The sequence below is a fragment of the Streptomyces viridochromogenes DSM 40736 genome (genome assembly GCF_000158955.1).
Classification (GTDB): domain Bacteria; phylum Actinomycetota; class Actinomycetes; order Streptomycetales; family Streptomycetaceae; genus Streptomyces; species Streptomyces venetus.
Map to the genome: position 1 here is coordinate 3,674,503 of NZ_GG657757.1, position 15,017 is coordinate 3,689,519.

11 protein-coding genes are annotated in these 15,017 nt (G+C 71.9%); 2 read left to right on the top strand and 9 right to left on the bottom strand.

The annotated features are described in order from the left end of the window. Positions 1 to 42: 42 nt before the first annotated feature. From SSQG_RS15985 to rsmI, 9 genes are all read right to left on the bottom strand, one after another. Positions 43 to 1,818: a PQQ-binding-like beta-propeller repeat protein gene (locus SSQG_RS15985; protein WP_003990826.1), complete on the bottom strand. Its 1,776-nt coding sequence runs from the start codon at positions 1,816 to 1,818 to the stop codon at positions 43 to 45. Positions 1,819 to 2,010: 192 nt separating this feature from the next. Next, positions 2,011 to 3,822: an ABC-F family ATP-binding cassette domain-containing protein gene (locus SSQG_RS15990; protein ID WP_003990827.1), complete on the bottom strand. Its 1,812-nt coding sequence runs from the start codon at positions 3,820 to 3,822 to the stop codon at positions 2,011 to 2,013. A 70-nt stretch (positions 3,823 to 3,892) separates the two neighbouring features. Further along, the gene (locus tag SSQG_RS15995) at positions 3,893 to 5,152 is read right to left on the bottom strand and encodes an ankyrin repeat domain-containing protein (protein ID WP_003990828.1); all 1,260 of its coding nucleotides are present in this window, start codon (positions 5,150 to 5,152) and stop codon (positions 3,893 to 3,895) included. Positions 5,153 to 5,201: 49 nt separating this feature from the next. After that, on the bottom strand, positions 5,202 to 6,104 hold the full coding sequence (locus SSQG_RS16000; RefSeq protein ID WP_003990829.1) for a 4-(cytidine 5'-diphospho)-2-C-methyl-D-erythritol kinase: 903 nt from the start codon (positions 6,102 to 6,104) through the stop codon (positions 5,202 to 5,204). Further along, positions 6,101 to 6,988: a 16S rRNA (adenine(1518)-N(6)/adenine(1519)-N(6))-dimethyltransferase RsmA gene (gene rsmA / locus SSQG_RS16005; RefSeq protein ID WP_003990830.1), complete on the bottom strand. Its 888-nt coding sequence runs from the start codon at positions 6,986 to 6,988 to the stop codon at positions 6,101 to 6,103. The genes SSQG_RS16000 and rsmA overlap by 4 nt, the downstream gene beginning before the upstream one ends. A 148-nt stretch (positions 6,989 to 7,136) precedes the next feature. Further along, positions 7,137 to 8,687, bottom strand: coding sequence for a resuscitation-promoting factor (locus SSQG_RS16010; RefSeq protein ID WP_039932842.1), 1,551 nt, complete (start codon positions 8,685 to 8,687; stop codon positions 7,137 to 7,139). Positions 8,688 to 8,872: 185 nt separating this feature from the next. After that, entirely contained in the window at positions 8,873 to 9,763 is an 891-nt protein-coding gene (locus tag SSQG_RS16015) for a TatD family hydrolase (RefSeq protein WP_003990832.1), read from the bottom strand. A gap of 79 nt (positions 9,764 to 9,842) precedes the next feature. After that, positions 9,843 to 10,265, bottom strand: coding sequence for a hypothetical protein (locus SSQG_RS16020; protein WP_003990833.1), 423 nt, complete (start codon positions 10,263 to 10,265; stop codon positions 9,843 to 9,845). 288 nt (positions 10,266 to 10,553) lie between these two features. Next, positions 10,554 to 11,399, bottom strand: coding sequence for a 16S rRNA (cytidine(1402)-2'-O)-methyltransferase (rsmI, locus tag SSQG_RS16025; protein WP_003990834.1), 846 nt, complete (start codon positions 11,397 to 11,399; stop codon positions 10,554 to 10,556). A gap of 84 nt (positions 11,400 to 11,483) precedes the next feature. Between rsmI and SSQG_RS16030 the strand changes: the two genes are divergently transcribed. Next, a complete protein-coding gene (locus tag SSQG_RS16030; RefSeq protein ID WP_003990835.1) occupies positions 11,484 to 13,238 on the top strand; it encodes a dolichyl-phosphate-mannose--protein mannosyltransferase in 1,755 nt (584 codons plus the stop codon). 138 nt (positions 13,239 to 13,376) lie between these two features. Further along, positions 13,377 to 15,008: a penicillin-binding transpeptidase domain-containing protein gene (locus tag SSQG_RS16035; RefSeq protein WP_003990836.1), complete on the top strand. Its 1,632-nt coding sequence runs from the start codon at positions 13,377 to 13,379 to the stop codon at positions 15,006 to 15,008. Positions 15,009 to 15,017 lie beyond the last annotated feature (9 nt).

The window sequence follows — 15,017 nt, forward strand, 5'->3', positions numbered from 1 at the left end:
GAGTTCGGAAGGAGGAAGAGAAGAGGAAGAGAGGAGGAAGAGTCACTTGCCGTAGGCGAGCATCAACTTCTCCTTCGTGTCGTCGTTCCCGCTCAGCCGGGTGCTCGAGATGTAGAAGCGCCCGCCGACCCAGTCGATGTCCTTGGAGAAGAAGCCGTTCTCGATGTCCGCGGCGCCCTGCGGGTTCTGCAGCAGCTTGACCGGCTTGTGGCCGCTGCCGCCGGTCGGGATGGACACGACCTGGCCGCCCGCGTCGTACGACGGCTCCACATAGGCGATGAGCTTGTCGCCCTCGACCTTCATCGGCAGCATCGACTCGTCCACCGGGGACTTCACACGCCACTTCTCCTTACCGGTGGCGAGGTTGACCGCGACGATCTCGTTGGCGCCGGTGGTCGCCTCGGTCGGCAGGTAGAGCGTGGTGTCGTCGGCGGCGACGCCCTGGCAGCCCTGGAGGTCGCGCTCGAGGATGGCCCAGCCGCACTCGGGGGCGAAGTCCTCGTCGAAGCCGACCTGCGACTGGAACTTGCCGCCGGAGGTGAAGGTGGAGATGTTCCAGGCCTTCTTGTCCTCGTTGGTGCTGTAGACGACCAGCGGGCTCACGGAGTAGGTGCGCGCGACCCGCCAGCCCTTGTCGAACTTCTGGGTCCACTCGACCTTGCCGGTGCGCGGGTCGAGCTGCTGCACCTCGTCGTGCTCGTTGGTGCCTCCGGCGCCGCAGGAGGAGACGGCGATCAGCTTCTCGCCGCCGGCGAACGCGGAGGGGAAGCAGGACGCGCCGTAGCGCCTCTTGTCGAAGAGCTTGTCGCCGTTGGTGATGTCGTACGCCGTGCCGGACTGGGAACGGCCCACCATCAGCGTCTTGCCGGTGACGGTCAGCTCGACGGAGAGCGTGGAGTCGAACAGGGCGCCGTCGGCGACCTCCTGCTTCCAGCCCTTCTCCCCGGTGTTCAGGTCGATCTCCTGGAGCTGGTTGCACTCGGCGCGGTCGCTGCTGCCGCTCATGTACGCGACGATGATCTTGTCTTCGGAGGTCTTCTCCGGAGTGGTCGCGCAGATCTTCTGCGGGAAGGTGATCGGGTCCCAACTCGGCTTGCCGTCACCGACGTTGTAGGCGAGGAGCTGCTTGTACGCCGCCTTCACCGCCGTCTTGTCGGTGATCCACATGCCGGGGGCGTCGGCGCCGGAACCGGGCGCGTCGGGCCCCTCCTTGTACCAGAGGACCTTCGCCTCGCCGGCCTGGCGGCCCTCGTTGAGGTTCTCCGGGTCCTCGCCGCCGTCGCCGCTGCCGTCACCGGGGTTGACCGGGGAGGCGCCCTGCTTGCCGTCGCCGCTCTGCTGGGCGACGGGCTTCTTCTTGCCCTTGCCGTCGTCGCCGCCGGTGACCGCCCACACGGTGCCGCCGACGACGAGCAGCGCGGCGACGGCCGCACCGATGATCAGGGCGGGCTTGCCCTTGAAGGGGTTGCCCGAGCCGCCCCCGGGGGGCGGAGTGCCGGGCGCGCCCGGGTACTGCGGCGGCGGGTAGCCGTAGCCGGGCTGGGCGTACGGTCCGGGCTGCTGCGGCTGGCCGTAGGGGCCGGGCTGCGGCGGCCCGTACGGACCCGGCTGCTGCGGCTGCTGCGGCTGCGCATACGGTCCGGGCTGCTGCGGGTAGCCGTATCCCGGCTGCGGCGGCCCCTGCGGAGGCGGCGGCGTCTGGGGCGGGCCCTGCGGCGGTGGCGGAGTCTGCGGTGCTCCGAAACCACCACCCTGCGGCGGCTGGCCCTGCGGTGCGCCGAAGCTGCCGTGCGGCGGCTGACCGGGCGGCTGAGTCATCAGCGGTTTCCCCCGTTCCATCACTGATTTTTAGCCACGCCCTGAGGTACGCGATGAGCTCAGAGTCGCTTCATAAAGTTCTAAGACGCCTCTTTCTATCACCAGGTTCCGACAGCGCACTGGGCCGATCACCCCCTGTTCCCAAGGGAGGACCGGCCCGTGATGCCGTCGTTATGCGCCTTCACGCACCCTTCACGCGTCCTCGGCGAGTTCCAGCCACCGCATCTCGAGCTCCTCGCGCTGGCCGATCAACTCCCGCAGTTCGGCGTCCAGTTCGGCCACCTTCGCGAAGTCCGTGGCGTTGTCCGCGATCCGCGCGTGCAGTGTGGTCTCCTTCTCGGAGACCTTGTCGAGCTGCCGCTCGATCTTCTGGAGTTCCTTCTTCGCCGCGCGCTGGTCGGCGGCGCTCTTCTCCGGGGCCCCGGTCTGCGGGGAGGCGGCGGGGCCCGAGGAGGCGGCTGCGGCCTCCTCCATGCGCTGTCGCCGCTCCAGGTACTCGTCGATGCCGCGCGGCAGCATCCGCAGGGTGCCGTCGCCGAGCAGGGCGAACACCCGGTCGGTGGTGCGCTCGACGAAGAACCGGTCGTGGGAGATGACGATCATCGAGCCGGGCCAGCCGTCGAGGACGTCCTCCAGCTGGGTCAGCGTCTCGATGTCGAGGTCGTTGGTGGGCTCGTCGAGGAAGAGGACGTTGGGCTCGTCCATGAGCAGGCGCAGCAGCTGGAGCCGCCGCCGCTCGCCGCCGGAGAGGTCACCGACCGGCGTCCACTGCTTCTCCTTGCCGAAGCCGAACGTCTCGCACAGCTGCCCGGCGGTCATCTCGCGTCCCTTGCCGAGGTCGACCCGCTCGCGCACCTGCTGCACGGCCTCCAGCACGCGCGTGCTCGGGTCGAGTTCGGCGACCTCCTGCGAGAGGTAGGCCAGCTTCACGGTCTTGCCGACGCGGACGCGCCCGCCGGCGGGCTGTGCCTCGCCGTCGGTCCGGGCGGCCTCGGACATGGCCCGCAACAGGGACGTCTTCCCCGCCCCGTTGACTCCGACGAGACCGATCCGGTCGCCCGGCCCGAGCTGCCAGGTGACGTGCTTGAGGAGGACCTTGGGACCCGCCTGGACGGTGATGTCCTCCAGGTCGAACACGGTCTTGCCGAGCCGCGAGGACGCGAACTTCATCAGCTCGCTGCTGTCCCGGGGCGGCGGGACGTCCTTGATGAGCTCGTTGGCCGCCTCGACGCGGAAGCGCGGCTTGGAGGTCCGGGCGGGCGCCCCGCGCCGCAGCCAGGCCAGCTCCTTGCGGACGAGGTTCTGCCGCTTGACCTCCTCGGTGGCGGCGATGCGCTCACGCTCGGCGCGCGCGAAGACGTAGTCGGAGTAGCCGCCCTCGTACTCGTAGACCGCGCCGCGCTGGACGTCCCACATGCGCGTGCACACCTGGTCGAGGAACCAGCGGTCGTGGGTGACGCACACCAGGGCCGAGCGGCGGTTCCGCAAGTGCCGGGCGAGCCAGGAGATGCCCTCGACGTCGAGGTGGTTGGTGGGCTCGTCGAGGACAAGCAGGTCCTGCTCCTCGATGAGCAGCTTGGCGAGCGCGATACGGCGGCGCTCACCGCCGGACAGCGGCCCGATGACGGTGTCGAGTCCCTTGGGGAACCCCGGCAGGTCGAGCCCGCCGAACAGGCCGGTCAGGACGTCGCGGACCTTGGCGTCGCCCGCCCACTCGTGGTCGGCCATGTCGCCGATGACCTCGTGGCGGACGGTGGCCTCGGGGTCGAGGGAGTCGTGCTGGGTGAGCACACCGCTGCGCAGCCCGCCGGAGTGCGTGACGCGCCCGGTGTCGGCCTCTTCCTGCTTGGCGAGCATCCGGATCAGCGTGGTCTTGCCGTCGCCGTTGCGGCCGACGACGCCGATGCGGTCCCCTTCGGAGACGCCGAGGGAAACGCCGTCGAGCAGGGCGCGGGTGCCGTACACCTTGCTGACGTTCTCGACATTGACCAGGTTGACGGCCATTACTCTCCTGACAGGCGGGACGATCGACTCTCCAGGGTAGTCGGGCCGCGAGGTGCTCCGGCCGGGGTCCTCACAAGCTCTCGGACGCCTCCTGGCGGCGCTGGTACCGAGACACGTCCAGCAGCCTCTCGTCGAACGGCAGCGCCTTGTCGAGGGGGCCGATCCTGTGCTCCGCCTCCACACAGCGCGGATCGTCGCGCCAGGCCAGGCCGGACACGGCGCCGATGCGGATCGACTGCAGCTCGTCGTGGGTGAGCGCGGCCAGCGCGTCCCCCACTTCCGGCTCGCCCGCCCGGTGGTGCGCGAGCCAGTGGCACACCGCCTCGCGTACGAAGGGGTCCGGGTCCCGGGCCAGGGTGAGCACCGCGGTGAGACTCTCGGGGCGGACCAGGGGCCGGCCGTCCTCGGACTGCTCCAGGGTCTCGGGGATCAGGGCGCGCACCGCCGGGTCCGGGTGGGTCAGGTGCGACAGTCCGACGGCCTCGATCTCCGGGGCGTTGTCGTGGGTCATCGCGTGCAGGACGACCGCCAGCACCTCCGGGTCCTGTTCCTCCTCCGCCCAGGGCACGAGCTCCCTCCCCCGGTTCCAGAACGGCTGGCGTCCGGTGACGATGTCCCCGAAGATCAGGGACAGCAGGAGGTCGGCGCCGAGCAGGCGGTGCGATCGGTCGGGGTGGTTGAGCAGGTCCCTGCTCCACTGCCAGGTCTCCTCGTCGACCCGGCGGCCGAGCGTGAAGACGACCTCGCTCCACACGACGTGGCCCCGGTCGGGGTGGGCGAGGGCACGCGCGGCCAGGTCGTCGAAGTGGGTGCGGATGCCGTAGCGGGCCTCCATGGAGGTGAGGACCGCCCGGTGCTCGTCGCGCACGGTCACCCCGCCCAGCGTCACCTGCTCACACCACCAGCCGACCTCGTCGTCCTCGACCCGGACCCGTTCGACGGGCCCGGTGAGTCCGGTGACGCGGCGCAGCTCCGCCTCCACATCCGTCTCGGCCCAGTGCCGGGCACGGGCCAGCAGCTCCTGGCGCACCGGCGCGGGGAGGGGCGCCCGGTGCGTGGCGAGTGCGTCGACCATGTGGTGCGATCCGCCGTCCACGGCCCGCAGCAGCGGAGTGGTCCCGTCGGGCAGCGGGCGCAGCGGGTCGGCACCGGCTTCGAGCAGCGCCTCGACGACGGGTTCGTCGTACGCCGCCACGGCCCGGCACAGGACCGGGAGGCCGTCGGTTCCGTCGACGGTGTCCGGGTCGGCCCCGGCCTCCAGCGACGCGCGGACCTCGTCCGCGTCTCCGTCTCGCACGGCCGCGACCAGTCGCTCCACTGTGCCCCCCATGTCGGCAACCGGGGGAGCCTATGCGGCTCGCTGCGGCCGGGTCACGTGGTTAACCGGCGCCGGCGACCGTGGCCCCGGGTGCCGGGCCCAGGGCCGTGCGCACGGTCCGGCACGTGCCGGACGCCACCAGCGCCTGTGCCACCGCGGCCGCCGACTCCGGGTCGCGGACGAGGAACGCCGTGGTCGGGCCGGAGCCGGAGACCAGGGCGGCGAGGGCCCCGGCGGCCCGGCCGGTGGCCAGGGTCGCGGCGAGCTCCGGGAAGAGGGAGAGGGCGGCGGGCTGGAGGTCGTTGGAGACGGTGGCGGCGAGCGCGTCCGGGTCGCCCTTGGCGAGGGCGGCGATGAGTTCCTGGGAGGCGACCGGGTCCGGGATGTCGGTGCCCTCGCCGAGACGGTCGAACTCCCGGAACACGGCCGGGGTGGACAGGCCCCGCCCGGCCATCGCGAACACCCAGTGGAAGGTGCCGCCGGTCTCCAGGGGCGTCAGCTGCTCGCCCCGCCCGATCCCGAGGGCCGCCCCGCCCACCAGGCTGAACGGCACGTCGCTGCCCAACTCGGCGCAGATGGCGAGCAGTTCCTCGCGGGAGGCGCCGGTCCCCCACAGCGCGTCGCAGGCCACCAGGGCAGCGGCGCCGTCCGCGCTGCCGCCCGCCATGCCGCCGGCGACGGGGATGTCCTTGGCGATGTGGATGTGGACGCCGGGGTCACGGCCGTACCGCGCGGCGAGCGCTTCGGCCGCACGGGCGGCCAGGTTCGTGCGGTCCAGCGGGACCTGGTCGGCGTCCGGGCCCGCGCAGGTGATGCGGAGCTCGTCGGCGGGGGTGACGGTGACCTCGTCGTAGAGGCCGACCGCGAGGAAGACGTTGGCCAGGGGATGGAAGCCGTCGGAGCGGGCGGGGCCCACCGCCAGCTGCACGTTGACCTTGGCGGGGACGCGGACCGTGACGCTCACGCGGGCTCCTTCTCCTCGTGCCGCTTCGCCTTGTGCTCGGCGATACGCGCGAACTCCTCCACGGTCAGCGACTCGCCCCGGGCCTGCGGGGAGACCCCGGCGGCGACCAGGGCCGTCTCGGCGGCGGCAGCGGAACCGGCCCAGCCGGCGAGCGCGGCCCGCAGCGTCTTGCGGCGCTGGGCGAACGCCGCGTCCACGACGGCGAAGACCTCGGCCTTCGACGCCGTCGTCTTGACCGGCTCGGTCCGGCGGACCAGGGAGACCAGTCCGCTGTCGACGTTGGGCGCCGGCCAGAAGACGTTCCGGCCGATGGCGCCGGCCCGCTTGACCTCGGCGTACCAGTTGGCCTTGACCGAGGGCACGCCGTACACCTTCGAGCCGGGGGCGGCGGCGAGGCGGTCGGCGACCTCCGACTGGACCATGACGAGGGTGCGTTCGATGGTCGGGAAGGTGTCGAGCATGTGCAGCAGCACCGGGACGGCCACGTTGTAGGGGAGGTTGGCGACCAGCGCGGTCGGGGCGGGGCCCGGCAGCTCCGTGACGTGCATCGCGTCGCAGTGGACGAGGGCGAAGCGGTCGGCGCGGTCCGGCATGCGGGCCGTGATGGTCGCGGGCAGCGCGGCGGCGAGCACGTCGTCGATCTCGACGGCCGTGACGCGGTCGGCGACCTCCAGCAGCGCGAGCGTCAGTGACCCGAGCCCCGGGCCCACCTCGACGGCGACGTCGTCGGGGCGGACCTGTGCGGTGCGGACGATGCGGCGGACGGTGTTCGCGTCGATCACGAAGTTCTGGCCGCGTTGTTTGGTGGGGCGTACGCCGAGGGTGGTCGCGAGGTCGCGGATGTCGGCGGGGCCCAGGAGGGCGTCGGGGGTGGGGCTGGTCACGGGGACAAGGGTACGGGGGGTTTCCACGGGCGGTTTCCGGTGCTCGGTGTCGGGGCTGGGGGCGGGGTGTTGCGCGGCCCGGCGGTGCGGGGTGCCGCCCGCGCCCACCCGTGCCGCCCCAGCGGCACGACTGCCCGCAGCTGAGCAGCTAACTGTGCAGTCTGCCGCCGCAGTGGGGCCATGGGCTTGTGCCCTGTTTCACGTAGAGCTTCTTCGCTCGGTAGGTCTGTTCGGCCGCCGGGGCGTCCTGGGGGCGGCCTCGGCCGCCGAGGGACTGCCAGGTATGGGTGTCGAACTGGTACAGGCCGCCGTAGGTGCCCGAGGAGTCGACCGCGTCGGGGCGGCCGCCGGACTCGCAGGCGGCGAGGCCCTGCCAGTCGAGGTGGTCGGCGCCCCGCACCGAGTCCGGGGGCGGTTTGGTGCCGACCTTCACCAGTTGCGGGCGTGCCGCGCGCACCAGCTCGGCCTTGATACGGCGCGGCTTCTGCTGGACGCCGTTGACCGTGCGCAGGGAGTAGGTGACGCGGCGCAGACCGGGCTCTCCCGCCTGTTCGACGACCTCCGTGCCGCGGAACAGGGCCGGGTCCTCGATCCGCCGTACGGGGAACGGGATCGGCTCGTCACGGACCTCCCTGCCGCCGGTGATCCGCAGCACCGTGACGGTCTGCCCGTCGCGCGGGAAGCTGCCCTGCGGGACCGACGTGGTGTCCTGGCCGCGCAGCGTGATGCCGGCCTCCTCGACCGCGTCCAGCACGGTGGCCGCGTTGGTGCGGACGGTGCGGGCCCGGCCGTCGGCCATGATCGTGACCGTGCGCTCGGTCCGTACGTCCAGCGCGAGCCCCGCGCGGCCGATCCGCTGGGCGCGGGACGCGGACACGTACGCGCCTTCCTGGCGGACCCCGAGTTGTCTGAGCGCCCCGGCGACCGTGTGCGCTGTCGTCCACACCTCGCGCCGGTCGCCGTCGAGGGTGAGCCGCACGGGGCGGGCGTAGTGCACGGCGATCTCGTCGCCGCTGGTGAGCCGCGCGCCGGGGCCGGGCGCGACCACGTCGTGGGCGCCGATCTCGACGCCCTCCTCCGCCAGCAGCTCGGTGACGTCGTCGGCGAAGGTGTGCAGGGTGCGGGCCTTGCCGTCGACGTTCAGCTCGATCGCCTTGTCCTTGGCGACGAACGCGGTGGTGCCGCCCGCCAGGAAGGCGACGACCAGGGCCTGCGGGAGCAGCCGCCGCATGGAGCCGTCGCCCGGGCGCTCGACGTAGCGCGTCTTGCGCCGGCGCGCGGATCTCCGGTGGGAGCCGGTACGCGCCCCCGTACGCGATCCGGCACGCGCCTCGGCGCGGGCTTCGGCGCGGGCTTCGACGCGTGATCCGGCCGGCATTTCCGTACGCGACTCCGGGCGCGGCTCCGTCCGCGGCTCCAGGCGCGGCTCCGTCCGCGGCTCCGGGCGAGGGCCCACGCGGGGCGGGCCGACGGTGAACGCCGGTGCCGGTGCGGCGCCCGTGGGGCCCTGCCGGGGCAGCCCGGGCAGGGGCGGTTCCTCGTAGGCGGGCCGGTAGGTGTCCACGTGTCCGCCGGTCGTCCTGTGGCCGAGTGTCTCGGCGGTGTGCAGATCAGCGGGCGGCGCGTCGTAGCCGCCGTACACCGGTTCCAGGTAGGCCGGGCCGTACGTCTCGTACGTCTCGTAGTGCGAGTTGCTCACGCCGACGCGCTCCAGGGGCCGGAGGGGGTCCAGAGGGGTCCGGATCGGGCCCCCAGAACCTAGCGGAGCGGCCGTCACTCTCCAAAGCGACGCGACTACGCACAGTCGTGCGGTGGAGGTGGCGGTATCGGCGGAGGCGGTATCGGCGGAGGCGGTATCGGCGGAGGCGGCGGATCAGCCGCGGATCAGTAGCCGAAGGCGCGTGCCGTGTTCGCCGCGAGGGCCGTCGCCAGCGTGTCCTCGTCGATGCCGCGCACCTCGGCCATGGCCCGCACGGTGATCGGCACGAGGTACGGGGCGCCCGGCCGCCCCCGGTACGGCGCCGGGGTGAGGAAGGGGGCGTCCGTCTCGACCAGCAGCAGTTCCGGCGGGGCCACCGCCACCGCGTCCCGCAGGTTCTGGGCGTTCTTGAAGGTGACGTTGCCGGCGAAGGACATGAAGTAGCCCGCGCTCGCGCAGATCTCCGCCATCTCGGCGTCGCCGGAGTAGCAGTGGAAGACGGTCCGCTCGGGAGCGCCCTCCTCCTTCAGGACGCGCAGGACGTCGGCGTGGGCCTCGCGGTCGTGGATGACCAGGGCCTTGCCGTGCCGCTTGGCGATCTCGATGTGGGCGCGGAAGGACCTCTCCTGGGCCTCCTTGCCCTCGGGCCCGGTGCGGAAGTAGTCGAGGCCCGTCTCGCCGACGCCCTTGACCTGCTCCAGCGCGGCCAGCCGGTCGATCTCGGCGAGCGCCTCGTCCAGTGCGCTCTGCCCGCCCGGTTCGCGCGCGCCCTGGCGCGACCAGCCGTCCGGGTCGCCGTGGACGATGCGCGGCGCCTCGTTCGGGTGCAGGGCGACGGTCGCGTGGACGGCGTCGTACGCCGCCGCCGTCTGGGCGGCCCACCGGGAGCCCTTGAGGTCGCAGCCGACCTGCACGACCGTCGTCACTCCGACCGACGCCGCCTTCGCCAGCGCCTCCTCGACCGTGCCGGACTGCATGTCCAGGTGGGTGTGGGAGTCGGCGACCGGTACCCGGAGGGGTTCCGGGAGGGGCGGGGCCGCGTTCTTGTCCTGTCGGCCGGCGTCGTTCGAAGGCATGCCCCGATCCTACGAAAGGGCGACGCCCTCCCCGATGGGGGAGGGCCGGGAAGGGCGTCGACAAGGGGAGCCGGACGGGTCAGCTCGCCTTGCGCTGGAAGGGGTGCAGCAGGTCGGACAGATGCCAGTGGTGCTCGCGCTTCTCCTGGTCGCCCGCGTCGCCGGTCTCGGCGTCCGCCGTCGGGGTCTGCGCGGGCCCGGCCGGGGACACGCGCTGGGGCCGGTGCGCGGCGTCACGGGCCGACGCGACACGCCCGGCCCGCATGATCCGCACGACGTGACCGTCACAGTTGTGGCAGGTGGGCTTGCTCAGAGGGGAGGGCACGACCTTGCCGTCCGCGACGTAGAGGACGAACTCGTGCCCGGTGCCGTCCGTGTGGTGCTCTATCTCGAACGACTGCTCCCAGCCGTGCCCGCATCGCATGCAGGCGAACGAGTACGACTCTTGGACGACGGCGTTCGCACCGGCGCGGAGCCCGGTCTGCCCTGCGATCTCACTCATGCCAGCTCCTGTTGGTCCGCTGAGGCGTGAGGACGATTCCGTCCCCGCAACCCAGTGGACTCCTCAGCCGGCCGGAAGGCAGCAGACCTGCTGGAGTATTGGCGCCGATTTGGGCCTTCCTTGCCCCAGTGGCGGGTCCCCTTTGCCCACCCATGGGGCGCACGCTCAAACGAAAAGCGCCCTGCTCAGAGGGTATTTAGCGCCCCTTTATAAGACGCGTCACTTCAGGCGCGGGGCTGTATCGATGTGCGGCTCCGCCGCGTGAGCGCGACCAGCCACGGACCACCGTCACCCGGAATTCTTCGCGGCAACAACAGCATCGAAAACCACGCGCTTCGGCACCCCTGCCTCCTGCGCCACGGCGGCGATGGCCTCCTTGCGCCGCTCCCCCGCCTCCTCCCGCACCCGGACCCTCCGCACGAACTCCTCGGGCCCGACGTCCTCCGGTCCCTTCTCGGGAGCCCCCTCCACCACCACGGTGATCTCCCCGCGCACCCCCTCCGCGGCCCAGGCGGCGAGCTCCCCCAGTCCCCCGCGCCGGACCTCCTCGTACGTCTTCGTCAGCTCGCGGCACACCGCGCCCCGCCGCTCCGCCCCGAACACCTCGGCCATCGCGGCGAGCGTGTCGTCGAGCCGGTGCGGAGCCTCGAAGTACACGAGCGTCCGCCGCTCCCCGGCCACCTCCCGCAGCCGCCCCAGCCGCTCACCCGCCTTGCGCGGCAGGAACCCCTCGAAGCAGAACCGGTCCACGGGCAGCCCCGACAGCGCGAGCGCGGTGAGCACGGCCGACGGCCCGGGCACGGCGGTCACCCGCACGTCCCTCTCGACGGCGGCCGCGACCAGCCGGTACCCCGGGTCGGACACGGACGGCATCCCCGCGTCCGTGACGAGCAGCACCCGCGCCCCGCCCACCAGCTCCTCGACCAGTTCCGGCGTGCGCGCGGACTCGTTGCCCTCGAAGTACGACACCACCCGCCCCTTGGGCGTGACGCCCAGCGCCTGGGTCAGCCGCCGCAGCCGACGCGTGTCCTCGGCGGCGACGACGTCGGCTCCGGCCAGCTCCTCGGCGAGCCGGGGCGGCGCGTCCGAGATGTCGCCGATGGGGGTGCCTGCGAGTACGAGGATTCCGGTCACGCCCCCATCCTCCCAGGGGCGGGTGTTGCGGACGCATACGGCCATGCACGGGACTCACACAGCACGGTTCCCTACGATGGCGCGGTGACCAGTACCGCGTCCTCCACGGACACCCGGCAGGGCCAGGCGCCGCACGAGCAGCGGCCGTCCTGGCAGCAGCGGCTGCGCCGCTTCGGCTATCAGCAGCCCGCAAGCGACGCCCGTGAGCCCCGTGACGTCCGTGACCGCCTGGTGCCGCCGTACACCGAGCCCAGCCCGCGCCTGTGGGCCGCGCTGGGCATCCCGTACACGCGGGCGGTGCGGCTGGTGCGCTGGTCGGGCTGGATCGGCCCGCTGCTCGTCACGCTGCTGGCGGGGGCGCTGCGGTTCTGGAACCTGGGCAACCCGAAGGCCGTGATATTCGACGAGACGTACTACGCGAAGGACGCGTGGGCGCTCGTCCACCGCGGTTTTGAAGTCAACTGGGACAAGAACGCCAACGACCTGGTCCTCTCGTCCGGCGGGCACGTCACCATCCCGACCGACGCGGCCTACGTGGTGCACCCGCCGGTCGGCAAGTACGTGATCGGGCTCGGCGAGCTGTTGTTCGGCTTCGACCCGTTCGGCTGGCGGTTCATGACCGCGCTGCTCGGCACGCTCTCCGTGCTGCTGCTGTGCCGGATCGGCCGGCGGCTGTTCCGCTCCACCTTCCTGGGCTGTCTGGCGGGCGCGCTGATGGCGGTGGACGGGCTGCACTTCGTGATGAGCCGCACGGCGCTGCTCGACGGCGTACTGATGTTCTTCGTGCTGGCCGCGTTCGGGTGTCTGCTCATCGACCGGGACAGGGCCCGCGCGAGACTCGCCGCGGCGCTCCCGGTGGATGCCGACGGCCGGGTCCGTCCCGACCGGCACACGGCGGAGACGGCCCGGCTGGGGTGGCGCCCCTGGCGCTGGGGGGCGGGCCTGATGCTGGGCCTGGCCATCGGCACGAAGTGGAACGGTCTCTACATCCTGGCCGCGTTCTGCCTGATGGCGGTCCTGTGGGACGTCGGCTCGCGCAAGGTGGCCGGTGCCCGGCACCCCTACGCGGCGGTCCTCAGGCGCGACACGGGCCTCGCGTTCCTCGCCACGGTCCCGGTCGCGATCGTCACCTACCTCCTCTCCTGGGCCGGCTGGATCCTGTCCGCGACCGACGGCTCCGGCGGCTACTTCCGCAACTGGGCGGCGACCAGCGGCAAGGGCGGCAGCTGGACCTTCCTGCCGGACTGGCTGCGCAGCCTGTGGCACTACGAGCACCAGGTGTACGAGTTCCACGTCGGCCTCTCCTCGCCGCACACCTACCAGTCGAATCCGTGGAGCTGGCTGGTCCTGGGCCGCCCGGTGTCGTACTTCTACGAGTCCCCGGCGCCCGGCCGGGACGGCTGTCCCGCCGACGCCGGCGAGAAGTGCGCCCGCGAGGTCCTCGCCCTCGGCACGCCGCTGCTGTGGTGGGTGGCCTGCCTCGCGGTGCTCTACGTCCTGTGGCGCTGGCTGCTCCGCCGCGACTGGCGCGCGGGCGCCATCGCCTGCGGTATCGCGGCCGGCTACCTGCCCTGGTTCATGTACCAGGAGCGCACGATCTTCTTCTTCTACGCCATCGTCTTCCTGCCGTTCCTGTGCCTGGCGGTGGCCATGCTGCTGGGCGCGATCATCGGACCGCCCCGTTCCTCCGACACCCGCCGCGTCGTGGGCGCCACGGGCGCGGGCGTCCTGGTCCTGCTGATCGCCTGGAACTTCATCTACTTCTGGCCGCTGTACACCGGCCAGGCCATCCCGATCGACGACTGGCGGTCGCGGATGTGGCTGGACACCTGGGTCTGATGGGTTTGATCTATGTTCGGCCACGAATCGAAAAGTCCACCCCGGCAGTAACCGCTTCCGCATAGAGTGCCCACGGGACCGAGCTTTCTGAACGCGTTCAAAGGAGCGCGGAAGGCTCAACGGGGAGGGGACCGTCCTATGGGCAAGGGGGTCAAGGTCGCCGTCATAGGCGGCGTGTTCGCGGTGATGGTGGGTGGGGCCGGGTACGGGGCCTACAACCTCGTGAGCGCGCTGAACGGCGACGGGGGCACGAGCGGGGCGTCCGCGGAGAAGCGGTCGGGCCCGCCCGGCAAGGACGAGGTCGAGGAGACCACGGCCAAGTTCTTCGCGGCCTGGCAGAAGGGCACGGTCGCGACGGCGGCGTCGTACACCAACAACGACGCGGCCGCGGATCGGCTGCTGACCGCCTTCGCCGACGACGCGCACATCACCGAGGTGAAGATCACACCGGGCCGGGCGAAGGGCACCACGGTGCCGTACACGGTGAAGGCGAAGGTGTCCTACGACGGGAAGTCCAAGCCGCTGAGCTACAAGAGCGAGCTGACGGTCGTGCGCGGGGTGACCACCGGCCGGGCGCTGGTCGACTGGCAGCCGTCCGTCGTGCACCCCGAGCTGAAGAAGGACGACACGCTCGTCACGGAGCAGTCGGCCAGCCCTCCCATCGAGGCCGTGGGCCGCGACGGCTCGGCGCTCACGAAGGAGAAGTACCCCTCCCTCGGCCCGGTCCTGGACGCCCTGCGCGAGAAGTACGGCGAGAAGGCCGGCGGCACCCCCGGCATCGAACTGGTCGTCCGGCACAACGGAAACGGCGCTCCCGACAGCCCGCTGCTGACCCTCGCCGAGGGCAAGCCCGGCAAGCTCACCACCACGATCAGCCCGAGCGCGCAGGCGGCGGCCGAGAAGGCGGTCAAGCGGTTCGACGAGTCGTCGGTGGTGGCCGTCAAGCCGACCACGGGCGAGGTGCTGGCCGTGGCGAACAACCGTACGGATGGTTTCAACGCGGCCTTCCAGGGCCAGGCGGCCCCGGGCTCCACCATGAAGATCATGACCGCCGCGATGCTCATCGACAACGGCGTGACCTCGATGAACGGCCCGGCGCCCTGCCCGTCCGACGCCATGTGGCAGGGGCAGACCTTCAAGAACCTTCAGGGTATGAAGCCCGACGAGAACGCCACGCTCGCGGGCAGCTTCATGCGGTCCTGCAACACCGCCTTCATCAAGCTCATCGACGAGAAGCCGCTCACCGACGCCTCCCTGACCGAGGAAGCCGAGGAGCGCTTCGGTCTCGGCCGGGACAACTGGAAGACGGGGGTCGCCTCCTTCGACGGCCGTGTCCCGACGGTCAGCGGCCCGGACCGGGCGGCGGGCGCCATCGGGCAGGGCCAGGTCCAGATGAGCCCGCTGAACATGGCCTCCGTGACGGCGACCGCGATCACCGGCACGTTCCGCCAGCCCTATCTGGTCTCCCCGGAACTGGACGACCGTGAGCTCGCCCGGGCCGAGGGCCTGAAGGCGAGCACCGCCGCCCAGCTCAAGCAGATGATGCGGCTCACCGCCACCCAGGGCACCGCCCAGGAGGCCATGCGGGGACTCGGCGGTGACATCGGCGCCAAGACCGGCTCCGCCGAGGTCGACGGCAACGCCAAGTCCAACAGCTGGTTCACCGGATTCCGGGGCGACATCGCGGCCGCGGCCATGACGGAGGAGGGCGGTCACGGCGGCGACGCGGCCGGTCCGATTGTCGCAGCCGTGCTACGAACCGGCGGCTGATCTCATCCC

Excerpts from the sequence above, each read along its gene's own strand:
- SSQG_RS15985 (WP_003990826.1), bottom strand. The coding sequence starts at position 1,818 with ATGACTCAGCCGCCCGGTCAGCCGCCGCACGGCAGCTTCGGCGCACCG.
- SSQG_RS15990 (WP_003990827.1), bottom strand. The coding sequence starts at position 3,822 with ATGGCCGTCAACCTGGTCAATGTCGAGAACGTCAGCAAGGTGTACGGC.
- SSQG_RS15995 (WP_003990828.1), bottom strand. The coding sequence starts at position 5,152 with ATGGGGGGCACAGTGGAGCGACTGGTCGCGGCCGTGCGAGACGGAGAC.
- SSQG_RS16015 (WP_003990832.1), bottom strand. The coding sequence starts at position 9,763 with ATGCCTTCGAACGACGCCGGCCGACAGGACAAGAACGCGGCCCCGCCC.
- SSQG_RS16020 (WP_003990833.1), bottom strand. The coding sequence starts at position 10,265 with ATGAGTGAGATCGCAGGGCAGACCGGGCTCCGCGCCGGTGCGAACGCC.
- SSQG_RS16035 (WP_003990836.1), top strand. The coding sequence starts at position 13,377 with ATGGGCAAGGGGGTCAAGGTCGCCGTCATAGGCGGCGTGTTCGCGGTG.